Genomic DNA, 24,638 nt, shown 5'->3' with positions numbered 1-24,638 from the left:
GATCTGCCGCGCGTCACGGACTTGCAGGGGCGCTGAACGTGAGCTTGCCGGCACAGACTGCGGAGCATAGCGGGAGTTCGGGTTTCCGCAAACCATCGTGACTGCCTCGATACATTTATGCCGGCAGCCGGCCCGGGCCATCCCGCCGGAAGTGCCTACCCTACGCCCATCAGGCGATCCAGGCACCCTTTGTCCGCCAGCAGGCCCGCGCTGTCGGATGCATGGGCCACCCGGCCCCGGTCGAGCACCATGGCCCGCCGTGTCATGGCCAGCGCCAGCCGCGCGTGCTGCTCGACCACGATCACCGCCATCCCGCCCTGCCCGATCAGCTTGCCGATCACGCGCTGGAGTTCCTGCACGATGATCGGGGCCAGGCCCTCCATGGGTTCATCCAGCAGCAGCAAGGCGGGATTGAGCATCAGCGCGCGCGCAATGGCCAGCATCTGCTGCTCGCCGCCCGACAGCTGGTTGCCGAGGTTGCGCCGCCGCTCCTGCAGGCGGGGAAACAGCGCGTAGACGCGCGCGAGCGTCCAGTGCCCCGGCCGGGACACGGCGCTCAGGTTCTCTTCCACCGTCAGCGACGGAAACACCCATCGCTCCTGCGGCACCCAGCCAATGCCGGCCTGGGCGCGCTGGTGAGGCGGGAGGCACGCCAGGTCGCGCCCTTGCCAGCGCAGCGTGCCCCGGTGCACGCGCGTGAAACCCATCAGCGTGGCGAGCAGCGTGGTCTTGCCCACGCCATTGCGGCCCAGCAGCGCCAGGCTGTCCCCGCTTTCCAGCGCCAGGTCGATGCCGTCGATGACCACGGCGTCGCCATAGCCCGCGCTCAGCGCTTCCACGCGCAGCAACTCAGCCATGCGCCGCCTCCCCAAGGTAGACCTCTTGCACGCGCGGATCGGCGGCGATCTCGGCCGGCGTGCCTTCGGTGAGCACCTTGCCGCCGACCAGCACCGTGATGCGTTCGGCAAAGCGGAACACCAGGTCCATGTCATGCTCGATGAACACGATCGTCATCTCGCGCGGCAACGCGGCAATGACTTCAAAGAGCTCGGCGCTTTGCGCCGACGGAATGCCCGCCGCGGGTTCGTCCAGCAGCAGGATCGACGGCCGCGCCGCCAGCGCCAGCGCGATTTCCAGCAGGCGCTGCTTGCCATACGGCAGCCGGCGCGTCTCCACATCCGCCTCGCCGTCCAGCCCCAGGCTGGACAGCACCGCCATCGCTTCGTCCACCAGCGCGCGCTGCGACGCCACCGTACGCGACCACATGTGCGCCTCCCCGGTGCGCTCGGCCACGGCCAGCACTACCGATTCGAGCACCGTCAGCCCCGGGAACAGCGTATTGATCTGGAATGTCCGCGTCATGCCAAGGTGCACGCGCGCATGCTGGGGCAGCCGCGTGATGTCCTGCCCGCCAAGCCAGATACGCCCCGAGGTGGGCGCCAGGGCTCCCGTCAGCAGGTTGATGAACGTGGTCTTGCCCGCGCCGTTCGGGCCGATCAGCGCATGGCGGGCGCCGGGCGCGAAGCTGAGCGAGAGTTCGCTGTTCGCCACGAACGCGCCCCAATGGCGCGACAGGCCTTCGGTCCGCAACAAGCCAGTCATGGCGCACCGCCTTCGGGCTGCCGCCCCGCACGCGCGGCCAGCCAGGCGCGCGCCGCATCGACCGCCCCCATGAGGCCTCCTTTCGCGAACAGCACCATCACCACCAGCATCAGGCCAATCCAGAACTGCCAGTACACCGGGTTGATGCCGGCGAGCACATCCTGGGCAATCATGAACAGCGCCGCGCCAGCCAGCGCGCCATACAGCCGCCCGGCGCCGCCGAGCACCAGCATGACCAGCAACTCGGCCGAACGCGGAAAGCCCAGCATATCCATGCCGACAAACTGCGTGGTCTGGGTCAGCAGCGCCCCGGCCACACCGGCAATCGCCGCCGACAGCGTGAACACGGTACGTAGCCGTCGCGGCACATCCGCGCCCAGCGCCGGCATGCGCCGCACGCCTTCGCGCACGCCGCGCAGCGACAGGCCAAAGGGCGATTGCGTCAGGCGCCGCAGCAGCAGGAACAGCACGAACATCACCGCCAGGCTGTACACGTAGGCAGTCCTGCCGGACAGGTCGAACTCGAAGACACCGAACAGGCGGTCCATGACCACGCCGGACAGGCCGTGCACGCCGCCCGTCACGAAAGCGGCCTTGTTGGCCGCCTCGAACAGCATCAGGCCGATGCCCAGCGTCACCATCAGGCGCGTCAGGTCACCGCCGCGCACCACCAGGAAACTGCAGAGCCAGCCAGCCACGCCCGCAATCGCCGCGGCGGCGAGCAGGCCGCTGAACGGCTCGCCCCAGCCATGCGCCGCGAGCAGCCCCGCGGTATAGGCGCCAAGGCCGAAGAATGCCGCGTGGCCCAGCGAGACGATGCCCGCATAACCGAGGATCAGGTCCAGCGACAACGCGAAGAGCCCGGTAATCAGGATCTGGCTGCCGAGGATAAGATAGTCGGACAAGGCAAAGAAGGCCACCACGGGCAGCAGCCAGAATATGAACTCGGCCGGGTGCCAGTGCCCGTCTGGCAGCTTTCGCCGCGCAGGCGCCGGGGAGCCAGCGGTCTCGCGGGAAGCTGCGGCCGGGCGCAGCGCACGCATCAGCCGCATCAGCAGCTTCATGCGCGCCTCCCGTACAGTCCGGCGGGAAACAGGACCAGCAGCAGCACCATCATCGCGTAGATGACAAAGGCGCCGACCGCCGGCACGTAGTACTTGCCGGCCACGTCCACGACACCGAGCACCATCGCCGCGAGCAGCGGGCCCCGGATCGACCCCGCCCCGCCCACGGCGACCACGAGCAGGAAGTACACCATGTACTTGAGCGGGAACGCCGGGTCCAGTCCCAGGACATCCACGCCAAGCCCGCCGCCCAGTCCTGCCAGGCCGGAGCCGAGCGCGAACGTCAGACTGAACACGCGCCCTACGTTGATGCCGAGGCCGCGCGCGGCCTGCTGGTTGTCCACCGCGGCCCGGACCTGCGCGCCAAAACGCGTGCGCGCCACCAGCCAGCCAAGCGCTGCCGTCACGACCACCACCACGCCGATCAGGAACAGCCGGTACGCGCCCAGCTCCAGTCCGCCCACGCGCACCTGGCCGCGCAGCGTCCCGGGCAGTTCCACGGGCTGCTGGCCCGGGCCGAACAGGTAGTTGGCGCCAGCCATTGCCATGAAGGTAAGGCCGATGGAAAACAGCACCTGGTCCAGGTGGCTGGCCTGGTAGAGGCGACGGTACAGCGTGCGTTCGAGCACCCACCCCACCGCCGCCGCGCCCGCGAATGCCGCCGGCAGCGCCAGCAGAAAGGGTACGCCTGCCCGGCTCATCAGCACCACGGCGACATACCCCCCCAGCATGGCAAAGGCGCCATGCGCGAGGTTGACGAAGTTCATCAGCCCCATGGTGACCGACAGGCCGACGCTGATCAGGAACAGCAGGCTGCCGTAGGCCAGGCCGTCAAACAGCACGCCCAGTAGACGCGTCATCGTGGTCGGTACTCCCGGTGCGGGAACGCTGCATTCAAGGAAAGGCCCTGGCCTGGCTCCGGCACCCCGGGCACGGAGGCCCGCTTCGGCATGCGCCTGGGTACAGCTTCGAGGATGACGGAGTCAATCCCAACCAAGCTGCCGCCGTTGCGGCAGCAGCACTTTATCGGGCGGATTGTTGCGGCTGTGCGCACTTTTTGCAATCCGGCCCCACCCGCGGCGGGGTGCGGGCAGGAATCCGGCCAATCCGGCCGAATGCTTTACAAGGCAATCGCAGGGGACTAAGGTCAACCCGTGCCTGGAAATCCGCCCATGTCGATCGACCGCCGCTCATTTCTTGCGATTGCCGCCGGACTCGCCGCCGCACCCCGCTTCGTGGCTGCCGCCGGCATCGCCGCGGCAGCCACGGTAGCGGCACCCATGCGGCGGACCATCCCTGGCACCACCGAGGCCCTGCCCGTGATCGGCATGGGCACGGCCGACACCTTCAACGTCGGCACCGGTGCGGATGAACGCGCGCCACTGGCCGAGGTCATGGGCCTGTTGCTGCAGAACCAGGGCTCGGTCATCGACACCGCACCGAGCTACGGCAGCGCGGAAGCCGTGACCGGCGACCTGCTGCGCAGCGGCGGCGCGCGCGGCAAGGTCTTCCTGGCCACCAAGGTGTCCGCCCCCGCCGGCGCACCGGCCCAGGCGCAGTGGGCACGCTCGCTGGCCGACCTGCACACCGACAAGGTGGACCTGCTGCAGGTCCACAACCTCATCGACTGGCGCGACAACCTGCGCTGGATGCGCGGACTCCGGGAACAGGGCAAGATCCGCTACCTCGGCATCACCCACTATCGCGACGACGCCCAGGAGACCGTCGCGCAGATCGTGCGCAGCGAGCGCGTCGATTTCGTGCAGATCAATTATTCGATTGCGGAGCGCGGCGCCGAGCGTACGCTGCTGCCGCTGTGCCAGTCGCGCGGCGTGGCGGTCCTGGTCAACCGGCCGTTCCAGGACGGGCGCCTGTTCCGCGCGGTCAAGGACAGGCCACTGCCTCCCTGGGCGGGGGAGATCGACTGCAGTTCGTGGGGCCAGCTCTTCCTGAAGTTCGTGGTCAGCCATCCGGCCGTGACCGCGGCCATTCCCGCCACGTCCAAGCCCAGGAACATGGCGGACAACCTCGGCGCCGGACTCGGACGCATGCCGGATGCCGGCCAGCGCGAGCGGATCGCGGCGCTGCTCGCGTAGCCGATGGACAAGCATCCGCCCCAGCCCCGCACTGGCCCGCTTGCCCGGCTGCGCCATGGCTTGGGCATCCACCCCGGCGAAACGCGCGCCGTTGTCGCGGGCTTCCTGTTCTTCTTCTGCCTGTTCGCCAGCTACTTCATGCTGCGCCCGGTGCGCGAGACCATGGGCATTGCCGGCGGCGTGAAGAACCTGCAATGGCTGTTCACGGCCACCTTCGTCGTCATGCTGGCCGCGATTCCGCTCTATGGCGCGTGCTGCGCGCGTTTGCCGCGCCGGCGCTTCGTGCCGTGGGTCTACGCGTTTTTCATCGCCAATCTGGTCGGCTTTGCCCTGGCCACGCATGCGGTGCCGGACAATGTCTGGCTGGCACGCGTGTTCTATGTCTGGCTCTCGGTCTTCAACCTGTTCGTGGTGTCCGTGGCATGGAGCCTGATGGCCGATGTGTTCCGCCCCGAGCAGGCCCGGCGGCTGTTCGCGATGCTGGCGGCCGGCGCCAGCGCGGGCGGGCTGGCCGGCCCGGTGATGGGCGGCTGGCTGGTATCGCATATCGGGCTGACCGGCCTGATGCTGCTGTCCGCGGCCCTGCTGGCCGCCACGCTGCCCGGCGTGGGCTGGCTGTTCGGCTGGCGCCGCCGCGCCGGCGCCGGCGTTGTGAAGCCTGGCGACGCCGTGGCCGCAGATCCGGCCCATCCCGTCGGCGGCGGACTGTGGGCCGGCCTGTCGCTGGTGATGCGGTCGCGGTACCTGCTGGGCATCAGCCTGTTCGTCATCCTGCTGGCCACGGCAAGCACCTTCCTGTATTTCGAGCAGGCCCGCCTGGTGGCGGAGGCGTTTCCGGAGCGCGCGCGGCAGACGCAGGTATTCAGTGCGCTCGACGCCGCCGTGCAGGCGCTGACGATCATCATCCAGTTGTTCTTCTCGGGGCGCGTGGCGCGCCGCTATGGGGTTTCCGCGCTGCTGACCATGGTGCCGCTCGCGGTGGTCGCCGGCTTCCTGCTGCTGGCGATGTTCCCGACCTTCAGCGTGCTCGCGAGCGTGATGATCCTGCGCCGCGTGGGCGAGTACGCGCTGCTGCGCCCGGGACGGGAGATGCTGTTCACCGTGGTCGACCCCGAAACCAAGTACAAGGCCAAGAACGTTATCGATACCGCGGTGTACCGCGCCGGCGACGCGGTAAGCGCGTGGGTCAAGACGGCTATCGACGCGATTTCGGGCCATGCCGCCACCGTGGCGCTGACCGGCGCCGCGCTGGCCCTGCTGTGGGCCTTCCTGGGGTGGTGGCTGGGGCGCCGGCATGAACACCAGCTCGCGCAGCCGGCCCCCGCCTCGGCGCGTAACACCGCGCCGTCATCGGCGACGCAAGCGCGTTAGTGTGCCTGCGCAATCCGGAACGCAGCGACGGCCTGCCGCAGTGCCGCCGCCTGTTCTTCCAGCGAATGGGCCGCCGCGGAGGCTTCCTCGACCAGCGCGGCATTTTGCTGCGTCACCTGGTCCATCTGCGCCACCGACTGGTTGACCTGCTCGATGCCCGTGCGTTGCTCCACGGACGCCGCCGCAATCTCGCCCATGATGTCCGTCACGCGGCGGATCGATTGCGTGATCTCCGTCATGGTCGCGCCGGCGCGCGTGACCAGGTCCGAACCGCTGCGCACGCGATCGACCGAGGTGCCGATCAGCGTGCGGATTTCCTTGGCGGCCCCGGCCGAGCGTTGCGCAAGGCTGCGCACCTCGCCCGCCACCACGGCAAAGCCGCGCCCCTGCTCGCCCGCGCGCGCCGCTTCCACCGCGGCATTGAGCGCCAGGATATTGGTCTGGAACGCAATGCCCTCGATCACGCCGATGATGTCGGCGATCTGCCCGGAGCTGTCCGCAATCTGCGTCATGGTGGTGATGACCTGCTCCATCACCTCGCCGCCGCGATTGGCGATCTCCGACGCATTGTCGGCCAGTCCGCTCGCCTGGCGCGCGCTGTCGGCATTGTGTTGCACGGTGGTCGTCAGCTCTTCCATGCTTGCGGCGGTCTCTTGCAGCGAGGCCGCCTGCTGCTCGGTACGCGACGACAGGTCCGAATTGCCCGCGGCAATCTGCGCGGTGGCCGTGGCCACCGATTCGACGGAGGCGCGGATGCCGCTCACCGTGCCGGCCAGCTTGCCCTGCATGCGCTGCATCGCGAAGAGCAGGCTCGCCGTGTCGCCGTGACGCAGCTCGATCTCGCGCGTGAAGTCGCCGTCCGCGATGCTGTTGGCAATCGACGCGGCATAGGCCGGCTCGCCTCCGAGGTCGCGGCGCACGCCGCGCAGCAGCCACGCGGCCAGCAGGGTCGCTGCGCCGCCCAGGATCACCAGCATCAGGATGGAGTGGATCAGCGCCTGACGGAATGCAGCCTCGATGTCATCGACGTAGGCGCCGGTGGTGACAGCCCACTCCCACGTCTTGAAGGCCTTGATATAACTGACCTTGGGCAGCGGCTCGCTCGCGCCCGGCTTCGGCCACATGTAGTTCAGAAAGCCCGCACCCTGGCCGCTCGCGATCTTCGCGATTTCCACGTAGATGGCCACGCCGTTCGGATCCTTCATCGCGGTCAGGTTCTTGCCCTCGTTCTCGGGCTTGAACGGGTGCATCAGCGAGCGGCCCGAGAAATCCGTGATCGAGACGTAGCCGTCCGTGCCGAAGCGCAGCGGGCGCAGGCGATCCTTGGCCAGCTTCTGCGCCTCTTCAACGGACATACCCTGGCTCGCGGCGTCTTTCTCGATGGCCGCGATCAGGCTGACCGAGGCCTCGGCGACGCTCTGCATCTCGCGTTGGCGTCCGACGAACATCTCCGCGCGCGTGACGAACGCCTCGTACGTGCAGATGCCGAGCATGGCGATCCAGATCAGGCCAAAGGGGATCCAGAGCCGTTGGTTGAGGGTCAGAGTCTTCATTCCATTTACGATGTGGGGACGACGAACGAGCCATTGGGACGGGATGCAACCCTGAACGCCAATGGCTCCAGCCTGCAAGCAACGGAACAAACCAACCATTGCTCACCCCACTTTCGAGGGGTACGCGATGCAATGCGTCCGATCAGCGGCCACGCGCGTCGAAGAAGTGATGCCTGTGTCTCCCCGCAAGGCCGTATAGTCATGCCTTTGGCCCACGCAGGCCGTCTGTTCCCCTTTCCCCCGGAGGATCCCATGAAGACCAAAGCCGCCATCGCCTGGAAAGCCGGCGCCCCGCTGACCATCGAAGACGTGGACCTGGAAGGCCCGCGCGCCGGTGAAGTGCTGGTGGAAATCAAGGCCACCGGCATCTGCCACACCGACTACTACACGCTCTCCGGCGCCGATCCGGAAGGCATCTTCCCGGCGATCCTGGGCCACGAGGGCGCGGGCATCGTCACCGACGTCGGCCCGGGCGTGACCTCGCTCAGGCCCGGCGACCACGTGATCCCGCTGTACACGCCGGAATGCCGCCAGTGCAAATTCTGCTTGTCGCGCAAGACCAACCTGTGCCAGGCCATCCGCGCAACGCAAGGCAAGGGCCTGATGCCGGACGGCACCTCGCGCTTCTCGATCGACGGCAAGCCGATCTTCCACTACATGGGTACGTCGACCTTCGCCAACCACATCGTGGTGCCGGAGATCGCGCTGGCGAAGATCCGTCCCGACGCGCCGTTCGACAAGGTCTGCTACATCGGCTGCGGCGTGACCACCGGCGTGGGCGCGGTCATCTTCACCGCCAAGGTGGAAGCCGGTGCCAACGTGGTGGTGTTCGGCCTGGGCGGCATCGGCCTGAACGTGATCCAGGGCGCGAAGATGGTGGGCGCGGACAAGATCATCGGCGTGGACATCAACCCCGCGCGCGAAGCCATGGCGCGCAAGTTCGGCATGACGGATTTCGTCAACCCCAAGGACGTGGGCAATGTCGTCGACCACATCATCCAGCTCACCGACGGCGGCGCGGACTACTCGTTCGAGTGCATCGGCAACACGCAGATCATGCGCCAGGCGCTGGAGTGCTGCCACAAGGGCTGGGGCAAGTCGATCATCATCGGCGTGGCCGAGGCCGGCGCGGAAATCTCCACGCGCCCGTTCCAGCTCGTGACCGGGCGCGAATGGAAGGGCTCGGCCTTCGGCGGCGCGCGCGGCCGCACCGACGTGCCGAAGATCGTTGACTGGTATATGGACGGCAAGCTCAATATCGACGACCTGATCACGCACACGCTGCCGCTGGAGCGTATCAATGAAGGCTTCGACCTGATGAAGCGCGGCGAGTCGATCCGTTCCGTGGTGCTGTACTGAGGAGCGCGCCGTGACCCTGGAACTGCTGTCAGAACACGGGTGCCATGGCGGCGTGCAGCGCTTCTACCGGCACGCATCAGCCGCCATCGGCCTGCCGATGCGTTTCTCGGTGTACCTGCCGCCGCAAGCGCGGGCCGGCGGCAAGCTGCCGGCCCTGTTCTACCTGGCCGGGCTGACCTGCACCGAGGAAACCTTCATGATCAAGGCCGGCGCGCAGCGCTTTGCCGCCGAGCACGGCCTGGTGCTGGTCGCACCCGACACCAGCCCGCGCGGCGCAGGCGTGCCGGGCGAGGCGGATGCATGGGACTTCGGGGTTGGCGCGGGCTTCTATGTCGATGCAACCGAGGCGCCGTGGAACACGCACTGGCGCATGGAAAGCTACGTCACGCAGGAACTGTTCAACCTGGTGAGCCGCGAGTTGCCGGTCGACCCGGACCGGGTCGGCATCTTCGGGCACTCGATGGGCGGACACGGCGCGCTGGTGCTGGCACAGCGGCATCCACAGCGCTTCCGCTCGGTGTCGGCGTTCGCGCCCATCGCCGCGCCGATGCAGTGTCCGTGGGGCGAGAAGGCCTTTACCGGCTATCTGGGGACGGACCGCAGCCGCTGGGCCGGGCATGATGCCAGCGCGCTGATGGCCGCCCAAACCGCGGCGCCCTTCCCGGCCGGCATCCTCGTCGACCAGGGGCTGGCGGACCAGTTCCTGCCGAACCAGCTCCATCCCGAAGCGTTCGAGGCCGCCTGCGTCGCGGCAGGCCAGCCGCTGACGCTGCGCCGGCATGCCGGCTACGATCATGGCTACTACTTCATCAGCACCTTCGTAGCGGACCATATCCGGCACCACGCCGGACAACTCTGACGACGCGGCGATGAGGATGGGCGGCTCGCGCCGCGCATCGCTCAGATATAGCGTTCGGTCATGACCAGCGCGCTGAGGCGGCGGCGCTTCCAGAACATGCCGTGGATGCGCGTGAGCAGCTTGCGCAGCGTCGCCGGGTCCAGCGCGCTGAAGGTCAGCATGACCGCCGGATTGCTGCCATCGCCGGGCACATGCTCGGCAGCGTCGAATTCCGGCAAGCCGTACTTCACCAGGAACTCGCGGATCTCGTCATCGGTCGTGCCGGGCTCGATATTGCCGAGCAGCAGTACAGACATGGTGGCCTCCCTCCGTTCGCCACGTCGCCGTCATTCCCTGCGTTTCATCGGGCGCAGTCGACATCGCCCTGTGTGCCAAGCGGCAATGTGACGATGCGCACGGTCGCATCGTCGGGGCAGGCAACGTCGGAAAAACCAAGGCGACGCGCCAGGCGACGCATGGGAGTATTCATGGCCAGCACGAATCCCTCCATGCGCGCATAGCCCCGCGCACGCGCCGTGTCGATCAGCGCCGACATCAGCATGCGCGCCAGGCCTGCGCCATGCCAGTCATCATCGAGCGTGATGGCGAACTCGCAGACATCGCTGCCAGGCGCCGCCACGAACCGCGCGCCGCCCACCAGCCTGCCGCCGCGGTCCTTGCCCTCGGCCTCACTGATGGCGACGAGCGCGCATTCATGGTCTGGTTGCGGGTGCGTGGCCTGTTCCACCATGGCTTCCGGCAGTTCCCGCATGGGGGCCATGAAGCGCGTGTAGCGGGCGTCGTCCGACAACCGGGCAAACGCGGCAAGCAATCCGGCGCGGTCCTGCTCACAGATTTCGCGCAGCAGGATCTGGCGGCCATCCCGCAAGGTCAGGCGGGTTGGCGTAAACGGCAATGGTATGGGTGCGGGCATCTGAGCACGGTTTGCGTCACGGGATGAACAGGAAACCCGGCTGAATCGCCGAAGCTCATTCACTGTAGTGCCAAATGACGCGCCGTGCAGGGCGCATACGCCACGGTCGCGTATGAACGCGATTGATTCGAGCGTGATGACAACGCCGGAATGACGGAATGACGGAATGAAAAAGGGCTTCCGTTTCCGGAAGCCCTTTTCTTTCTGCATAGGTGGCGCGGCTGGCAGGATTCGAACCCACGACCCCTTGGTTCGTAGCCAAGTACTCTATCCAACTGAGCTACAGCCGCACGCGAGACATAGATTGTATCGCACTTTGGCTTTTGTGCAAGCCCCTTCCGGAAAAAACTTTGCATCAATTACGGCTACCAGCGATAACGCGCGCCGACAGTGCCCCCTGCATTGTGTCCCGCCTTGACCTTGAACCACAACTTGACGCCGGACGCGGTATTGCCATGTGCGCCGATATTGAACGAGAACAGTCCGCGCAGCAGGTCCGTGTCGATCTTGGTTCCGTTGATGTTGATGGTCTGCTTGCGGCTGTCCTGCCACCAGTCGGCTTCGACAAACGGGTAGACGCCCGCAAGCCGGGTTGGCTGGGCGCCATACAGGCGCACGCCGAAACCCGTCGCACTGGAATCGCCCAGCATGTCGGGCGCCTGTGTCCCCGTGGCGGCATTGCCCGGCTGATAGGCAAGTTGCACGCGAGGCTGAATGGTGAGGCCGCCGGCATGGGGCACGACCGCATCGAGTGCCACCGCCATGGTGCGCACGCGGCTGTCCACGAATCCGCTGGCGGTGGTGATATCGTCGACATGAACCAGGATCCGCCTCGGGCCGTAGCGCAGGCGTTCGGTATCGCGATCGATGTCCGCGAGGCCAGGTGCGTCGTCATCAGGCCCCGCACCTGTCGATACCTCGATGCGGGGGGAATAACCGGGTGGCGGCGCATTGTGTTCGACGGAGGAGACAGAACCTCGGCCAGCGGAGGCCGCACCGGCAGTCATCCCGCCAAGGTCGCTCGCCTGCACATGTTGCCAGCCGAGGATGGAATCCGTGCCCGGAGCACCCTCGTCCGCCCTGGCCACGGAACACACCAGCATGGCCAGCACGCAACAGCATTGCAGGGGATGGTGGCGCGCCCCATGCTGTGTCGCGGCACAGTCGTCGTGACACACGGGGTACACCCCAACCTCCCTCTCTCTCGATGATGACAAGACCACAGTCATGGCAACCACCTTCGGACGTTATCAACGCTTGCCCGATTTGTTTGAGCATAGGTCAAATGCCCGCCAACTGGTAAGCGGCGAATGTCTGTTGCCACGCAGCCGCTGAGCCAGCGTTCCGGACAGTCGCGGTGACGTCCCGTTTAGTGGAGCAATGGCGTCGGCTTTGCCCGGGGCCCTGGTGCTTTTCATCAATAATGTCGAAATTCAACGATTTCCTATGCCTGTCCTGGCCGAAGCGGCGCGGGAGGAGACAACCATGGCGTTTCGGCGAAGACTTCGCCCGGTCGGCAATACCCACGCCAGCAATCCGGCAGCAGGCCGAAGCCGGAGCCTGAAGCGCAAGCTGTCGGCCGCCACCGCGGTGGCCGCGCTGTGTACGGTTGGCCTGGCTGCCCTGGTGATGGCCCGCGCGTATGGCGATTTCGCCGCGGCGCGGCAGAACCTGTATGACATCTCGGAATACCGTGTCCTGCTGGACGCGGCCAATGTGCTGTCGGCCGAACGCGGCCCCGCCAACAGTGTGCTGGGAGAGGCGCCGGCCGAAAGAAGCGCAGCGCGGGAGAGGCTGCGCGAATTCCGCGCGCGCAGCGACGCCGCGCTCTCGCGGCTGCTGGCGCCGCCACCCGCGCCAGCCGGCCTGCACCAGCACTCTATGCCGCCATTGATGGTGGAGCGCGTGCGCGAGCGGCTGCGCCGGGCGCGCGCGGACATCGATGCGCTGGCAAGCCGCCAGCGCGAAGACCGGCAGATGGATGAACTCCAGCACGCCATCGAAGCCATGTTCGAAGCCGTGGATGCCTTGCAGCCGCTGGTCGGCTGGCAGGTACGGCAGTTGTCGGCATGCCACCCCGGCCTCTCGGCGCCTGCACTCACCGGCAAGATGCTCGGCGACCTGCGCGAGTACGGCGGGCGCGCGGCCTCGCAGATCATGGCGCCGGTTGCCGCGCACCAGCCGATCCCGATCCGCACCCTTGCCGATACATCACGCTCGCGCGGTCGCCTGGTGGAACTGTGGGAACTGGCCGGACCCGCCTACAACATGTACGGCGAAACCCCGCAGCTCCAGCAGGCGTACGCCGACGCGAGCTACCAGTTCTTTGGCCACGGGTTGGCCATGGTCGACAGCATGGTGATGCAAGGCCGCCAGTCGGGGCGCTACTCGATGACGCCGACGGAGTTCACCAACCGCTATGTGCCCACACTGGAGCCGCTGGAACGACTGCGCAGCGCATTCCTCGATGAGGTCATCGCGCATTTCGAGGCCGACCGCAAACGCGCATTGCACGTGCTCGCAATCGCCGGCGGCGCCACGGCGCTGATCCTGCTGGTGCTCGGCTACCTGCTGGTGTTCGCGCAGCGCTCGGTATTCCTGCCTTTGCTGCACGCGCGCGATGCCGTCATCGCCCTGGCCGAGGGACGCAGCCGCCCGGGCTTCGCCATGCCGGCAACCAGCCGCGAGATGCGGCGCCTGTTCGATGCGCTCGATATCCTGCGCCGCAAGCTGCGCGAGCGCGCAACGCTCACCGAGCAGCTCGAGCACCAGGCCCGTACCGACAGCCTGACCGGACTGCTGAACCGGCGCGCGCTGGAGCATATTGCCGTGCAACCCGCCAATCCGGACGGACCCGCGACCGTGAGCCTGATCCTGATGGACGTCGATCGATTCAAGCAGATCAACGACCGGCATGGACACCCCACCGGCGACGAGGTGCTGCGCGTGGTGGCTGACCTGATGCGCGACCTGGTGAATCCCGGCTACGCGCTGGCCCGCTTTGGCGGCGAGGAATTCGCGGTGCTCGTGCCGGGCGCCGGCACCAACGAAGCCGCGTCCATCGCGCAGGCATTGCGCACGGCGATCTGCGCCGAGCCCATCCGCCTGGCCGACGGCAACCGGCTGCCCGTGACCGCCAGTTTTGGCGTGGCGACCGGTCGCATCGGCGCGATCCACTGGCCGCGCTTGTTTGCCGAGGCCGACGCCGCGATGTACCGCGCCAAGACCGACGGCCGCAATTGCGTGCGGCGCGCCGATCAACCCGCCGAGACCGTCGACGATTGAACCGGCACGCCGCGCCGTTCGGCGCGGTGCCCGCCCCAAGCCGTTGCCTCGGGCAAGGTCGCGACAGTAATTGTCGTGACCGTAAACGGAAAAAGGCCCGCATCGCTGCGGGCCTTTTCTGAATTTGGTGCCCAGAAGAGGACTCGAACCTCCACAGTGTTGCCACCGCTAGGACCTGAACCTAGTGCGTCTACCAATTCCGCCATCTGGGCTTCGTTCCGCTGCATTTCTGCAGCGATGCGAAGAACAAGATTATGCGTGGCAGCATGAACCTTGTCAACACTCTTTCGCAAAAAATCTCTGCGCGTCAGCGACCCTGCACGGCTTCCCCGCGCCTGGCCATGAAATCTACCTGCGCCGGCCGTCCCGGCAGCTGCAGCGCGGCCGTGGCCGGCGGCATGCTGGCCACGGTCTTGCCCCCGCGCAATACCAGCAGGCGCGCGGCGCGCAAGCGGATGGCCTCGACGGGATCGCGCGCCTGCAGCAGTACCAGGTCCGCGCGACAGCCCGGCGCAAGGCCGTAGCCCTCGAGACCAAGAATCTGCGCGGGCGTGGATGTCACGGCCGCAAAGCAGCTGCGCATCGCGTCCTGCCCGGTCATCTGGCCGACGTGCAGGCCCATGTGGGCCACCTCGAGCATGTCGCCGCTGCCCAGGCTGTACCACGGGTCCATCACGCAGTCATGCCCAAACGCAACCGGCACGCCTGCCGCGAGCAATTCGGGCACACGCGTCATGCCGCGCCGCTTCGGGTAGGTATCGTGGCGGCCCTGCAAGGTGATGTTGATCAGCGGGTTGGCGATTGCGGCCACGCCGGCCTCGCGCATCAGCGGCAGAAGCTTGGACACGTAGTAGTTGTCCATCGAATGCATCGAGGTGAGATGCGAGCCGGCGACGCGTCCGTGCAGGCCCAGCCGCACGGTCTCGCTGGCCAGGGTTTCGATATGGCGCGACATCGGATCGTCGCTCTCGTCGCAATGCATGTCGACGCGCAGGCCCCGCCCGGCGGCGAGTTCGCACAGCAGGCGCACAGACGCCGCGCCGTCCGCCATGGTGCGCTCGAAATGCGGAATGCCGCCGACCACCTCCACGCCCATATCCAGCGCGCGGCAAAGATTGTCGAGCGCGCCCGGCGCGCGCAGCACGCCGTCCTGCGGGAACGCGACGAGCTGAAGGTCGAGGTAGGGACGCACGCGCTCGCGCACGTGCAACAGCGCCTCCACCGCAAGCAGGCGCGGGTCGCACACATCCACGTGCGAGCGGATCGCCAGCAGCCCCCTGGCCACGGCCCAGTCGCAGTACGCCAGCGCGCGCTCGACCAGCGCATCCTGCGTCAGCAGCGGCTTCAGTTCGCCCCACAGCGCAATGCCTTCGAGCAGCGTGCCGGACTGGTTCACGCGCGGCAGCCCGTACGACAGCGTGGAATCCATATGGAAATGCGCGTCGACGAACGGCGGCGTCACCAATTGCCCCGCCGCGTCGATCTCGCTGGCCGCCTGCGCGGCGAGCGCGGGTTCCACCGCAACAATGCGGCCGTTGTCGATACCGATATCGATGCCAGTGCGCCCGTCGGGCAGCGTGCAGTGGCGCAGGATCAGTTCCAGCATGGCGGCTCCAGGATCGGATGGTTCAGGTCAGCGCTCGCCCCGGCGGTACGGCTTCATCAGCGCCTGCGGATAGGTGGCGCGTCTAGCCACCAGGATCAGCGCGACGATCGACAGCACGTAGGGCAGCATCAGGTAAAGCTGGTAGGGCAGCGGCGGCAGCCCCGGCAGGCTGGCGCCGCCCTGCTGCAGGCGCAGCTGCAGCGCATCGAACGCGGCGAACAGCAGCGCGCCCAGCAGCGCCCGGCCGGGCCGCCATGACGCGAACACCACCAGCGCCACGCAGATCCAGCCGCGCCCGTTGATCATGTTGAAGAAGAAGGCATTGAACGCCGACAGCGTCAGGAACGCGCCGCCCACCGCCATCAGTGCCGATCCTGCCATGACCGCGCCGATGCGCACGGCGCCCACGCGGATGCCCTGCCCTTCGGCCGCCGCAGGGTTTTCGCCCACCATGCGCACCGCAAGCCCGAGCGGCGTGCGGTACAGCAGCCACGCAATCACCGGCGCGAGCAGCAAGGCCAGCAGCGTCAGCGCTGTCTGCGCGCCCAGCACCGGACCGAGCCAGGGCCCTGCGACCGGCACCTGCGCCAGCCAGCCCATCGGCGCGAAAGGCGTGATGGTCGGCGGCGACGATACCGAGGCAAAGCCGATCCGGTAGGCGTAATAGGACAGGCTCGTGGCCAGCATGGTGACACCGAGTCCTGCCACGTGCTGTGACAACGCCAGTGTCACGGTCAGCCAGCCGTGCAGCAGCCCGAACACCAGCCCCGCACCTGCCGCCACCGCCACGCCTCCCCACAGCGGCGCACCGTGGTATACCGCGAGCCAGCCGGAGAACGCGCCGGCCACCATGATCCCTTCGATGCCAAGGTTCAGCACACCGGCCCGTTCGCACAGCAGCACGCCCAGCGTGCCGAACACCAGCGGCGTGGCCACGCGCAGGACGGCGACCCAGAACGGCGCGGCGGCAAGGATGTCGAGCAGGTCCATCAGGCCACTCCCCGCACGCGGTCCAGGCGGATGCGATAGCGCGTCAGCATGGTCGCGACCAGCATGGCCAGCAGCGCCACCGCCACGATCACGTCGGCAATGGCGTTGGGCACCCCGACCGCGCGGCTCATGCCATCGGCCCCGACCAGGACTCCGGCCACGAACACCGAAGCTGCCACCACGCCGAGCGGGTTGAGCCCGGCCAGCATGGCGATGACCACGCCCGCGTAGCCGTAGCCCGGCGACATGTCGAGTGTGAGATAGCTCGTGCGCCCCGCCACCTCCACCACGCCGGCCAGGCCCGCCAGCGCGCCCGACAACAACGCCGCGAACAGCGTCACACGGCCCACCGGCATGCCGGCGAATGCGGCGGCACGCGCATTGGCACCCACCGCCCGCATCTGCAGGCCGAACACGGTGTAGCGCTTCATCGCCCACACCGCCAGCGCCAGCGCGCACGCCGCCAGCAGACCGCTGTGCACGCGCGAACGTTCCATCAGGCGCGACAGCTCCAGTTCCGGCAGCAGCGTTACGGACTGCGGCCACCCCATTGCCAGCGGATCTTTCATAGGGCCGTCGAGCATCATCGAGACCAGCAACAGCACGATGAAATTCAGCAGCAGCGTGGTCACCACTTCATCGACACCGAGCCGCAGCTTGAGCCATGCGGGGCCGAGCAGCAGCAGCGCCCCGGCCAGCATCCCGGCCGCGACCATCAGCGCGAACAGCACGCCGGCCGGAAGCTGCGCGGCCCACGGCGCGGGGCCGCCATCCACCTGCCCGCCAATGGCCACCGCGGCCAGCGCGCCAAGATAGAGCTGGCCCTCGGCACCGATATTGAACAGCCGCGCGCGAAACGCCACGGCCACGGCCAGCCCGGTCAGCATCAGCGGCGTGGCGCGCGTCAGCGTCTCCGACCAGGCAAAGCGCGAACCGAAGCCGCCTTCGAGCAGCGTCAGGTAGGCCCGCCCAACCGGCGCATCCGCCCAGGCGACCAGCAGCGCGCAGATCGCCAGCGTGGCCGCCACGGCGCCCACCGGCGCCGCCACCAGTGCCACGCGCGACACCGTTGCCCGCGCTTCAAGCCGCATCGCACACCTCCGTCCCGCCCGCGGCCGCGGCGCCTTCCGGGGCAGCCGCCGCGCCGGCCATGGCCAGGCCCAGTGTCGCCAACGTCCAGGCCTGCGCCGGGAGTGCCTCGGTCAGGCGTCCGCGATGCATCACCGCAATCCGGTCAGCGAGTGTCATCAATTCGTCCAGATCTTCGGAAATCAGCAGCACCGCGGCCCCGGCGTCGGCGGCGTCCAGAAGCTGCCGGTGGACATAGGCCACGGCGCCGATATCGAGGCCCCACGTCGGCTGGCTCGCCACCACCACGCGCGGCGCCTCGCCCTCGCCGGCCACCGAGAGCGCCCGCCCGAGGATCAGCTTCTGCATATTGCCGCCGGACAGCGTGCGCGTGGGCACATCGATGCCGCCGCCACGCACGTCGAAGCGCGCAGCCAGATCCCGCGCGAAGCGCCTGGCGGCGCCGCGCAGGATCACTCCCGCGCGCGTGAAGGCCGGCTGGCCGATCTGCTCCGCGATCGCGTTCTCCCACACCGCGAGTTCTCCGACCGCCCCCTGCGCGTGGCGATCCTCGGGCACGCGCGCCACGCCGGCCGCGATCCAGCGTTGCGGCTCGGCCGGCATGACCTGGCCCGCCACCGTCACGGTGCCCGACTCAGGCGCGAGCATGCCGCTCATGACCTCCGCCAGCGTCACCTGGCCATTGCCCGCCACGCCGGCAATGCCGACGATCTCCCCACTGCGCAGCGACAGCGATACGTCTTGCAGCGCGACGCGCCCCGGCGATGCCGGCACGCTGACCCGCGCGAGTTCGGTGCGGACCTCCGCCGCATTGCGCAGCGCGGACCGCGTGCGCGCCGGCATCTGCACGGCACGCCCGACCATCAGCTCGGCCAGTTCCGGACGCGACGTGGCCGCGGCGTCGCGCGTGGCCACGAGCCGGCCGCCGCGCAGCACGGCCACGCGGTGCGAGACGCGCAGCACTTCGTCGAGCTTGTGGCTGATGAAGATGACCGACATGCCATCGCCAATCAACTGGGCCAGCGTGGCAAAGAGGCTGTCGGCCTCCTGCGGCGTCAGCACGGCCGTCGGCTCGTCAAGGATCAGCACGCGGGCACCGCGATACAGCGCCTTGATGATCTCCACGCGCTGGCGCTCGCCCACTGAAAGCGCACCGACCCGCGCGTGCGGCTGCACGGCCAGGCCAAAGCGGTGCGACAGCTCCTGCACGCGCGCTCGCGCGGCGCGCCGGCGTTGCTGCAGCTGCCACAGCGGTTCGGTGCCTATCAGGATATTGTCGAGCACCGACAAGTTGTCGGCCAGCGTGAAATGCTGGTGCACCATGCCGATGCCGGCCGCCAGCGCCGCGCGCGGATTGCCGGGCGGCAACGCCACGCCGTCGATCTCGACACTACCGGCATCGGCCACGTAGTGGCCGAACAGGATATTCACTAAGGTGCTCTTGCCCGCGCCGTTTTCGCCGAGCAGCGCGAGCACCTCGCCACGCCGCAGGTGGAGCGAGATATCGTCGTTGGCCAGCAGCGCGCCAAAGCGCTTGGTGATGCCGGCCATGCGCAGCACCGGCGGCGATTCAGGCAGGAACATGGATGTCAGGAAGGGAACAAAAAAGGGTTGTCTGGCGGCCGCCCGCCAGACATGGCCATCCGCTTGGCATCGCCGCAGGACGCCTACGGTGTGGACTTCGGCTCCGTTTCGACCACCTTCACGGGTTCCTTGCCATCAAGGATGGCCTTTTCCCTGGCGCGCACCTTGACCATCAGCTCGGCCGGCACCTTGCCCTCGAAGGTCCCGAGCGGCGCCAGTTCGGCCCCCTTGTACTTCATCAGCGAATACTGACCGTAGTCCTCGTTCCTGAACTGCCCCGCCTTGACCTTGGCCAGCGCCGCGCCGATGGTCGGTTCCATGTTCCACAGTGCCGACGCCACCACGGTCGCCGGATACTGCGGCTGCGTGTTGATGACGTTGCCGACGGCGAGCTTGCCGCGCTCCTTGGCGGCATCGGATACGCCGAAGCGTTCCGCGTACAGCACGTCGGCCCCCTTGTCGATCATGGCGAAGGCCGCTTCCTTGGCCTTGGGCGGATCGAACCAGGAGCCGATGAAGCTGACCGTGAACTTCACTTTCGGATTGACCGAGCGCGCGCCATCCATGAATGCGTGCATCAGTCGGTTGACCTCGGGGATCGCATAACCGCCCACCATGCCGATGTGGTTGGTCTTGGTCATGCCTCCGGCGATCATGCCGGTCAGGTAGGACGGCTCCTGGATGTAGTTATCGAACACGGAGAAATTCGGCGCCTGCGGCTTGCCCGACGAACCCATCAGGAACGCCGTCTTCGGGTAGTCCTTCGCCACCTTGCGCGCGGCGGATTCCACCGCGAATGACTCGCCGACGATCAGCGCCGCGCCCTGCTCCGCATACTGGCGCAGCACGCGTTCATAGTCGGCGTTCGAGACGCTTTCGGAGAACACATAGTCCACCTCGCCGCGGGCCTTGGCTTCATTGAGCGCTTTGTGGATGCGCGACACCCACTGCTGCTCCACCGGTACGGTGTAGACCGCTGCCACCTTCAGCTTCGCCTGCGCGTGGGCCAGCGGCACGGTGCCGATGACGGCCACGGCTGCGCCTGCGGCGGCCAGCTTCAGCCAGGTCCTGCGATTGCGTCCAGACCTCATGGTTCTCTCTCCCTTGTTTGAGTACTACGGTGTCGGCACATCCCGGGCAAGCGGCGCGGCCATGGGCAGGAGCCCGCAACCGCGCAGCAGCAGCGCCACCAGGTGCTCGGTGGCCAGCTCGAAATCGCGCCGCCCCAGTCGGCTCACACCGAGCACGGCGCAAATCTGCGATTCGAAATCGGCATAGGTCTGGGTGGCGGCCCAGATCGTGAAGAACAGGTGCTGCGGATCCACGCTGGCCATCTGCCCGTTGGCGATCCACTGGCGGATGACCGCGGCCTTGTGCGCCACCAGCTCGCGCAGCGCATGGCGCAGGACTTCGCCGATCTCCGGCGCGCCGTGCAGCAGTTCATTGGCGAACACGCGCGAGGCATCGGGATGGCTGGCGGACAGCCGCATCTTCGCGCGGATGTACTGTTCGAGCGCCACCTGTGGCGGCAGTTCGGCACGGATGGTCTCGGTCTCGGACAGCCAGAGCTGCAGCGTGTGCGCCAGCACCGCGCGGTACAGCGCCTGCTTGGTGCGGAAGTAGTAGTGCAGGTTGGACTTGGGCACGCCGGCACGCACGGCAATCTCGGCCATGGTGGCCCCCGCGAAGCCGGCGCGCGCGAACACGTGCTCGGCCGCGCGCAGGATCATGGCTTCGTTCTCCTGCCGGATGCGCCCGCCGCACGCTTCCCGCGCCAGGGGCAGGCGCCGCGCCGTGGCGGTCGCGGGCCCGTCCATCACCGCGTGCCGTAGAGGCGGTCCCCGGCGTCGCCAAGCCCGGGCACGATGTAGCCGTGCTCGTTCAGCTCCTCGTCGATGGCCGCCGTCACGATGGCGACGTCCGGGTGCGCGGCCTGCAGCGCCTTCAGCCCCGGGCGCGACGCGATCAGGCACACGTACTTGAGCATGGTCACGCCGCTCTCCTTGAGCCGGTTCAGCGCCGCGATGGCCGAATTGCCCGTGGCCAGCATCGGGTCCACCACGATCACGAACCGCTCCCGAATGTCCTCCGGCATCTTGAAGTAGTACTCGACGGGCTCGAGCGTTTCCGGATCGCGGTACAGGCCGATATGGCCTACGCGCGCGGCCGGCAGCAGCTCCAGCATGCCGTCGAGGAAGCCGTTGCCGGCCCGCAGGATCGACACCAGGCAAAGTTTCTTGCCCGCCAGTACCGGCGACTGCGTGGGCGCGATCGGCGTCCTGATGGCGATGGTCTCCATCGGCAGGTCGCGCGTGGCTTCGTAGGTGAGCAGCTGGCTGATCTCGCGCACGAGCCGGCGGAAGTTGTCGGTGGTGGTCTCCTCGCTGCGCGCCAGCGTGACCTTGTGCTGGACCAGCGGGTGGTCCACCACCAGCACGGAGGCGGCGGCAACCGGGGCATTGGCGGCTGCGGCCGGTGCCACGGGGACGGCAGACATGTCGTTCATGGTGACGCTCCTATGCAATCGGACTGAATCGGGCTAGCGTGGAAATCAGGGATTGCACCGCCGGTCGGCGTCGGCCGGCGGGCAAGCGTAAGACTGCGCGTTCGCGGCGCTCAGAACACCGTGCCGTCGCTGTGGATCGCGAATGGCGGCGGCCCGCCGGCCCTGCGCTTGGCGGCAATCCGCCGCCCCGCGGCCCAGGTGCCGCCTTCGAGCACGCGCGCCAGCGGAAACGCCGTCTCGCTCAATCCGAGCGCCTGGCGCACGCCGTCGGCCACCAGGTCCAGCCCGGTCACCGTCAGCGCGCGCCATTCGACGATGACGGGCTCGTGCACCTCGTGCACCACCTGTGCAAACCCCGCGTCGCGCGGCACCATCAGCTCGAAATCGAACAGCAGGCCGCCGTTGCGGTACTCGGGCAGCCCGGTCAGCGCATCCAGTCCGGTAACGATCAGCCCGGCATCCTCGAGCGGCTCCAGCAGCGAATACGTCAGCCACTGGGTCAGCTTGTGGAACGGCACCAGCCCGCCGGGAGCCGCCGGGTGGCGCCAGGTATCGCCGAGCGAGATGCCGTCGAGCACGACCCGCCCCGGCCACACCGGCCCCAGCGCCACCAGCAGCGTCTTCAGGATGAAGCTCGCGTCGATGCGGTCATCGACCGCATTGGCCTTCAGGTAGTCGAACAGGTTGCCGAGCCGCGCCGGCGAGCCGAACACGGCCGGCGTGGCCTGCATGACTTCGCCCAGCCGGCGCAGCAGCCCGGCGCGCCCCTCCAGGCCGACCAGCGGATTGTGCTGCGCCACCTGGAACGCCGTGGCAATGCTGGACGCATCGATGCGCAACAGGCGTTCGGCATCGGCACGCAGCGGATTGCCCGGCTCGGCCGAAAAGCCACCGCGCGCGAACAGGTCGAAGCTGGCCACGCCGAGCCCTTCGGAGCGGGTCAGGATCAGGTCGCTGGCCGGATCGCGGTAGCGCCAGTCGGGCCCGGCTCCGGCATCCAGCAGGACGCTGGGAATGACCAGGTCGATGCCGATGCGTGCGCGGTCCTCGCGGTGCTCGGGGCCGCTCAGCGCGGCGCGCTCGCACAGGATCTGCCAGCGGTCGAGCCGCTCGCCGGAGCCGCCGCTTTCGAAATGGCGCCAGCGGCTGTGGTACGGCACCCGCAGATCGGGGTAGCGCTGGCGGATGGTGCTGGCCACGTAGTCGGCAATGGCATGCACGCGATCGGGATGCCAGGTGAACAGTTCAGACTGACCGGCCGCCACATGTTCCGTGATCGCCGCGCAATGCGTGCGCACCGCTTCGGCACAAAGCAGCGCCGCGGCCGGGTGCCCCGCCGGCACCGGACTGTACCAACCGCTGCCGAGGCCTTGGTCCGGCCCGCCGGGCCGGTCCGCTTCGGGATACGTGCTCATTCGTTCAACCCCCTGCCCTTTGCCAGGGCGAGTTCGTCGGCGTCAGGCGGCGTGTAGCGCGTGAAATAGCCGGCCGCCACCTTGGCGTCGATTTCCACGCGCGCATCCGCCGGAATCAGTTCTTCAGGTATGGCCACCTGCTCGACCACCTCGATGCCCTGGGCCACCAGCGCACCGTGCTTCATATTGCTCATCGACGCCCAGCGGTCGATGCGCCGGATGCCCAGCCAGTGGAAGACATCCGGCATCAGTTCCTGGAAGCGCATGTCCTGCACGCCGGCCACGCATTCCGTGCGGGCGAAGTAGGTCTCGGCGCGGTCGCCGCCCACCTGGCGCTTGCGGGCGTTGTAGACCAGGAACTTGGTGACCTCGCCCAGCGCGCGTCCTTCCTTCCGGTTATAGACCACCAGGCCTACGCCGCCCTGCTGCGCCATCTCGATGCAGACTTCGATGCCGTGCGCGAGGTAGGGCCGGCAGGTGCAGATGTCGGAGCCGAATACGTCCGAGCCGTTGCACTCGTCATGCACGCGGCAGGCCACGCGCGTGTCCGGCTGGCCCAGCTTGGCGACATCGCCAAAGAAATATAGCGTCATGCCGCCGATCGGCGGCAGGAAGACTTTCAGGTCGGGCCGCGTCACCAGCTCCGGGAACATGCCGCTGGTCTGCTCGAACAGGCTGCGGCGCAGCGCGGTTTCCTTGATCTCGAAACGGCGCGCGAGCCCGGGCAGGTACCAGACCGGGTCCACCGCGGCCTTGGTGACCCGCACGTCGCCGTTGGCATGGAGAATGTCGCCGTCCGGCCTGAGCCGTCCCGCGGCAATCGCGGCGGCCAGTTCGGGCATGTTGATATGCGCCCGCGTCACGGCAATGGTCGGGCGGATGTCCACGCCTGCGGCGATGCGGTCGGCAAATGCGCTGGAAACGAGATGGCCCCACGGGTCGAGCGAGACAATCTTGTCCGGGTCCGCCCACTGCGGATGCGGGCCGATCGCTTCGGCCGGCGCGGTATCGGTCAGGTCCGGACGATGGTCGCGCTGCAAGCGGCCCGAGGCCACAGCGAGGGCCCGGTAGATGGCATAGGCGCCCGAATGCGTACCGATCACATTGCGTCGCTCCGGGTCCGTCAGGCTGGCGATCACCGGCCCGCGTTCCGCGGCCGTGGGCGCCCCCCAGTGGATCGGCTCGGCCGGTTTGTCGCGGCGCGCGTGCGAAGTCAGGACGATATGGTCGGACATGAGAGCCCTCGATTCCGTGATGGAATCCTGACCAAACGGTCAGGTTTACGATTCCATACTAGGCAATCTCTGTGCCATCGCCCAATGCCCATTTCCGGGCCATGTGGGTCG

Annotated in this window: 22 protein-coding genes and 2 tRNA genes; 5 read left to right on the top strand and 19 right to left on the bottom strand. The window is 67.9% G+C overall.

The features are described from left to right. Positions 1-155 precede the first annotated feature (155 nt). The 4 genes from CupriaWKF_RS25995 to CupriaWKF_RS25980 are packed head-to-tail and all read right to left on the bottom strand — an operon-like array spanning position 156 to position 3,526. Positions 156-857, bottom strand: a complete 702-nt coding sequence (locus CupriaWKF_RS25995) for an ABC transporter ATP-binding protein (RefSeq protein WP_276101311.1) — start codon at positions 855-857, stop codon at positions 156-158. Then, the gene (locus CupriaWKF_RS25990) at positions 850-1,602 is read right to left on the bottom strand and encodes an ABC transporter ATP-binding protein (protein ID WP_276101310.1); all 753 of its coding nucleotides are present in this window, start codon (positions 1,600-1,602) and stop codon (positions 850-852) included. The genes CupriaWKF_RS25995 and CupriaWKF_RS25990 overlap by 8 nt, the downstream gene beginning before the upstream one ends. After that, the gene (locus CupriaWKF_RS25985) at positions 1,599-2,666 is read right to left on the bottom strand and encodes a branched-chain amino acid ABC transporter permease (protein WP_276101309.1); all 1,068 of its coding nucleotides are present in this window, start codon (positions 2,664-2,666) and stop codon (positions 1,599-1,601) included. The genes CupriaWKF_RS25990 and CupriaWKF_RS25985 overlap by 4 nt, the downstream gene beginning before the upstream one ends. After that, on the bottom strand, positions 2,663-3,526 hold the full coding sequence (locus CupriaWKF_RS25980) for a branched-chain amino acid ABC transporter permease (protein WP_276101308.1): 864 nt from the start codon (positions 3,524-3,526) through the stop codon (positions 2,663-2,665). Before CupriaWKF_RS25980 ends, CupriaWKF_RS25985 begins: the two co-directional genes overlap by 4 nt. Positions 3,527-3,838: 312 nt before the next feature. On the opposite strand from CupriaWKF_RS25980, the gene CupriaWKF_RS25975 reads away from it, so the two are divergent. Both CupriaWKF_RS25975 and CupriaWKF_RS25970 read left to right on the top strand, forming a co-directional pair. After that, positions 3,839-4,762, top strand: coding sequence for an aldo/keto reductase (locus CupriaWKF_RS25975; RefSeq protein ID WP_276101307.1), 924 nt, complete (start codon positions 3,839-3,841; stop codon positions 4,760-4,762). Positions 4,763-4,765: 3 nt separating this feature from the next. Further along, positions 4,766-6,133, top strand: a complete 1,368-nt coding sequence (locus CupriaWKF_RS25970; RefSeq protein ID WP_276101306.1) for an MFS transporter — start codon at positions 4,766-4,768, stop codon at positions 6,131-6,133. Here CupriaWKF_RS25970 and CupriaWKF_RS25965 read toward each other — a convergent pair. After that, positions 6,130-7,686 carry a methyl-accepting chemotaxis protein gene (locus CupriaWKF_RS25965; RefSeq protein WP_276101305.1) on the bottom strand — a complete coding sequence of 519 codons (1,557 nt, stop codon included), beginning with the start codon at positions 7,684-7,686 and terminating at the stop codon, positions 6,130-6,132. The genes CupriaWKF_RS25970 and CupriaWKF_RS25965 overlap by 4 nt on opposite strands. Before the next feature lie 252 nt (positions 7,687-7,938). Here CupriaWKF_RS25965 and CupriaWKF_RS25960 point away from each other — a divergent pair, with 252 nt between their 5' ends. Further along, positions 7,939-9,045, top strand: coding sequence for an S-(hydroxymethyl)glutathione dehydrogenase/class III alcohol dehydrogenase (locus tag CupriaWKF_RS25960; RefSeq protein WP_276101304.1), 1,107 nt, complete (start codon positions 7,939-7,941; stop codon positions 9,043-9,045). A gap of 16 nt (positions 9,046-9,061) precedes the next feature. Further along, a complete protein-coding gene (gene fghA / locus CupriaWKF_RS25955; RefSeq protein WP_276103213.1) occupies positions 9,062-9,904 on the top strand; it encodes an S-formylglutathione hydrolase in 843 nt (280 codons plus the stop codon). Positions 9,905-9,945: 41 nt separating this feature from the next. On the opposite strand, the gene CupriaWKF_RS25950 is transcribed toward fghA, so the two are convergent. The 4 genes from CupriaWKF_RS25950 to CupriaWKF_RS25935 form a co-directional block, all read right to left on the bottom strand. Next, the gene (locus CupriaWKF_RS25950; protein WP_276101303.1) at positions 9,946-10,200 is read right to left on the bottom strand and encodes an RNA-binding protein; all 255 of its coding nucleotides are present in this window, start codon (positions 10,198-10,200) and stop codon (positions 9,946-9,948) included. 44 nt (positions 10,201-10,244) lie between these two features. Beyond that, on the bottom strand, positions 10,245-10,817 hold the full coding sequence (locus CupriaWKF_RS25945) for a GNAT family protein (protein WP_276101302.1): 573 nt from the start codon (positions 10,815-10,817) through the stop codon (positions 10,245-10,247). 213 nt (positions 10,818-11,030) lie between these two features. Beyond that, a tRNA-Arg gene (locus CupriaWKF_RS25940) sits at positions 11,031-11,107 on the bottom strand. A 75-nt stretch (positions 11,108-11,182) separates the two neighbouring features. Then, positions 11,183-11,920 carry a hydrolase gene (locus CupriaWKF_RS25935; RefSeq protein ID WP_346348608.1) on the bottom strand — a complete coding sequence of 246 codons (738 nt, stop codon included), beginning with the start codon at positions 11,918-11,920 and terminating at the stop codon, positions 11,183-11,185. Between the two features lie 382 nt (positions 11,921-12,302). On the opposite strand from CupriaWKF_RS25935, the gene CupriaWKF_RS25930 reads away from it, so the two are divergent. Beyond that, positions 12,303-14,102 carry a GGDEF domain-containing protein gene (locus CupriaWKF_RS25930; RefSeq protein ID WP_276101300.1) on the top strand — a complete coding sequence of 600 codons (1,800 nt, stop codon included), beginning with the start codon at positions 12,303-12,305 and terminating at the stop codon, positions 14,100-14,102. Positions 14,103-14,227: 125 nt separating this feature from the next. Here CupriaWKF_RS25930 and CupriaWKF_RS25925 read toward each other — a convergent pair. From CupriaWKF_RS25925 to CupriaWKF_RS25880, 10 genes are all read right to left on the bottom strand, one after another. Beyond that, positions 14,228-14,314 (bottom strand) — tRNA-Leu (locus CupriaWKF_RS25925). A gap of 95 nt (positions 14,315-14,409) precedes the next feature. After that, positions 14,410-15,708: an amidohydrolase family protein gene (locus CupriaWKF_RS25920; RefSeq protein ID WP_276101299.1), complete on the bottom strand. Its 1,299-nt coding sequence runs from the start codon at positions 15,706-15,708 to the stop codon at positions 14,410-14,412. Positions 15,709-15,735: 27 nt separating this feature from the next. Beyond that, positions 15,736-16,698 (bottom strand): ABC transporter permease, encoded by a 963-nt coding sequence (locus CupriaWKF_RS25915; RefSeq protein ID WP_276101298.1) that lies wholly within the window; start codon positions 16,696-16,698, stop codon positions 15,736-15,738. Then, positions 16,698-17,789 carry an ABC transporter permease gene (locus CupriaWKF_RS25910; RefSeq protein ID WP_276101297.1) on the bottom strand — a complete coding sequence of 364 codons (1,092 nt, stop codon included), beginning with the start codon at positions 17,787-17,789 and terminating at the stop codon, positions 16,698-16,700. Before CupriaWKF_RS25910 ends, CupriaWKF_RS25915 begins: the two co-directional genes overlap by 1 nt. After that, positions 17,779-19,371, bottom strand: coding sequence for an ABC transporter ATP-binding protein (locus CupriaWKF_RS25905; protein ID WP_276101296.1), 1,593 nt, complete (start codon positions 19,369-19,371; stop codon positions 17,779-17,781). Before CupriaWKF_RS25905 ends, CupriaWKF_RS25910 begins: the two co-directional genes overlap by 11 nt. 83 nt (positions 19,372-19,454) lie before the next feature. Beyond that, positions 19,455-20,462: a BMP family protein gene (locus CupriaWKF_RS25900; protein WP_276101295.1), complete on the bottom strand. Its 1,008-nt coding sequence runs from the start codon at positions 20,460-20,462 to the stop codon at positions 19,455-19,457. Positions 20,463-20,486: 24 nt separating this feature from the next. Beyond that, the gene (locus tag CupriaWKF_RS25895) at positions 20,487-21,188 is read right to left on the bottom strand and encodes a TetR/AcrR family transcriptional regulator (RefSeq protein WP_276101294.1); all 702 of its coding nucleotides are present in this window, start codon (positions 21,186-21,188) and stop codon (positions 20,487-20,489) included. Continuing rightward, entirely contained in the window at positions 21,188-21,868 is a 681-nt protein-coding gene (upp, locus tag CupriaWKF_RS25890; RefSeq protein ID WP_276103212.1) for a uracil phosphoribosyltransferase, read from the bottom strand. Before upp ends, CupriaWKF_RS25895 begins: the two co-directional genes overlap by 1 nt. Before the next feature lie 119 nt (positions 21,869-21,987). After that, complete coding sequence (locus CupriaWKF_RS25885; protein WP_276101293.1) at positions 21,988-23,292, bottom strand: URC4/urg3 family protein; 1,305 nt, start codon at positions 23,290-23,292, stop codon at positions 21,988-21,990. After that, the gene (locus CupriaWKF_RS25880) at positions 23,289-24,527 is read right to left on the bottom strand and encodes a GTP cyclohydrolase II (RefSeq protein ID WP_276101292.1); all 1,239 of its coding nucleotides are present in this window, start codon (positions 24,525-24,527) and stop codon (positions 23,289-23,291) included. Before CupriaWKF_RS25880 ends, CupriaWKF_RS25885 begins: the two co-directional genes overlap by 4 nt. Positions 24,528-24,638 lie beyond the last annotated feature (111 nt).

The sequence above is a fragment of the Cupriavidus sp. WKF15 genome (genome assembly GCF_029278605.1).
In the GTDB taxonomy this organism is placed as follows: domain Bacteria; phylum Pseudomonadota; class Gammaproteobacteria; order Burkholderiales; family Burkholderiaceae; genus Cupriavidus.
The sequence above is the reverse complement of the archived record's forward strand: the minus strand, read 5'-3'. Positions and strand labels throughout refer to the sequence as shown.

What these genes read in the sequence shown, in the direction of transcription:
- CupriaWKF_RS25995 (WP_276101311.1), bottom strand. Translation starts at nt 857, where the DNA reads ATGGCTGAGTTGCTGCGCGTGGAAGCGCTGAGCGCGGGCTATGGCGAC.
- CupriaWKF_RS25990 (WP_276101310.1), bottom strand. Translation starts at nt 1,602, where the DNA reads ATGACTGGCTTGTTGCGGACCGAAGGCCTGTCGCGCCATTGGGGCGCG.
- CupriaWKF_RS25985 (WP_276101309.1), bottom strand. Translation starts at nt 2,666, where the DNA reads ATGAAGCTGCTGATGCGGCTGATGCGTGCGCTGCGCCCGGCCGCAGCT.
- CupriaWKF_RS25980 (WP_276101308.1), bottom strand. Translation starts at nt 3,526, where the DNA reads ATGACGCGTCTACTGGGCGTGCTGTTTGACGGCCTGGCCTACGGCAGC.
- CupriaWKF_RS25975 (WP_276101307.1), top strand. Translation starts at nt 3,839, where the DNA reads ATGTCGATCGACCGCCGCTCATTTCTTGCGATTGCCGCCGGACTCGCC.
- CupriaWKF_RS25970 (WP_276101306.1), top strand. Translation starts at nt 4,766, where the DNA reads ATGGACAAGCATCCGCCCCAGCCCCGCACTGGCCCGCTTGCCCGGCTG.
- CupriaWKF_RS25965 (WP_276101305.1), bottom strand. Translation starts at nt 7,686, where the DNA reads ATGAAGACTCTGACCCTCAACCAACGGCTCTGGATCCCCTTTGGCCTG.
- CupriaWKF_RS25960 (WP_276101304.1), top strand. Translation starts at nt 7,939, where the DNA reads ATGAAGACCAAAGCCGCCATCGCCTGGAAAGCCGGCGCCCCGCTGACC.
- CupriaWKF_RS25950 (WP_276101303.1), bottom strand. Translation starts at nt 10,200, where the DNA reads ATGTCTGTACTGCTGCTCGGCAATATCGAGCCCGGCACGACCGATGAC.
- CupriaWKF_RS25945 (WP_276101302.1), bottom strand. Translation starts at nt 10,817, where the DNA reads ATGCCCGCACCCATACCATTGCCGTTTACGCCAACCCGCCTGACCTTG.
- CupriaWKF_RS25935 (WP_346348608.1), bottom strand. Translation starts at nt 11,920, where the DNA reads ATGCTGGTGTGTTCCGTGGCCAGGGCGGACGAGGGTGCTCCGGGCACG.
- CupriaWKF_RS25930 (WP_276101300.1), top strand. Translation starts at nt 12,303, where the DNA reads ATGGCGTTTCGGCGAAGACTTCGCCCGGTCGGCAATACCCACGCCAGC.
- CupriaWKF_RS25920 (WP_276101299.1), bottom strand. Translation starts at nt 15,708, where the DNA reads ATGCTGGAACTGATCCTGCGCCACTGCACGCTGCCCGACGGGCGCACT.
- CupriaWKF_RS25915 (WP_276101298.1), bottom strand. Translation starts at nt 16,698, where the DNA reads ATGGACCTGCTCGACATCCTTGCCGCCGCGCCGTTCTGGGTCGCCGTC.
- CupriaWKF_RS25910 (WP_276101297.1), bottom strand. Translation starts at nt 17,789, where the DNA reads ATGCGGCTTGAAGCGCGGGCAACGGTGTCGCGCGTGGCACTGGTGGCG.
- CupriaWKF_RS25905 (WP_276101296.1), bottom strand. Translation starts at nt 19,371, where the DNA reads ATGTTCCTGCCTGAATCGCCGCCGGTGCTGCGCATGGCCGGCATCACC.
- CupriaWKF_RS25900 (WP_276101295.1), bottom strand. Translation starts at nt 20,462, where the DNA reads ATGAGGTCTGGACGCAATCGCAGGACCTGGCTGAAGCTGGCCGCCGCA.
- CupriaWKF_RS25895 (WP_276101294.1), bottom strand. Translation starts at nt 21,188, where the DNA reads ATGGACGGGCCCGCGACCGCCACGGCGCGGCGCCTGCCCCTGGCGCGG.
- upp (WP_276103212.1), bottom strand. Translation starts at nt 21,868, where the DNA reads ATGTCTGCCGTCCCCGTGGCACCGGCCGCAGCCGCCAATGCCCCGGTT.
- CupriaWKF_RS25885 (WP_276101293.1), bottom strand. Translation starts at nt 23,292, where the DNA reads ATGAGCACGTATCCCGAAGCGGACCGGCCCGGCGGGCCGGACCAAGGC.
- CupriaWKF_RS25880 (WP_276101292.1), bottom strand. Translation starts at nt 24,527, where the DNA reads ATGTCCGACCATATCGTCCTGACTTCGCACGCGCGCCGCGACAAACCG.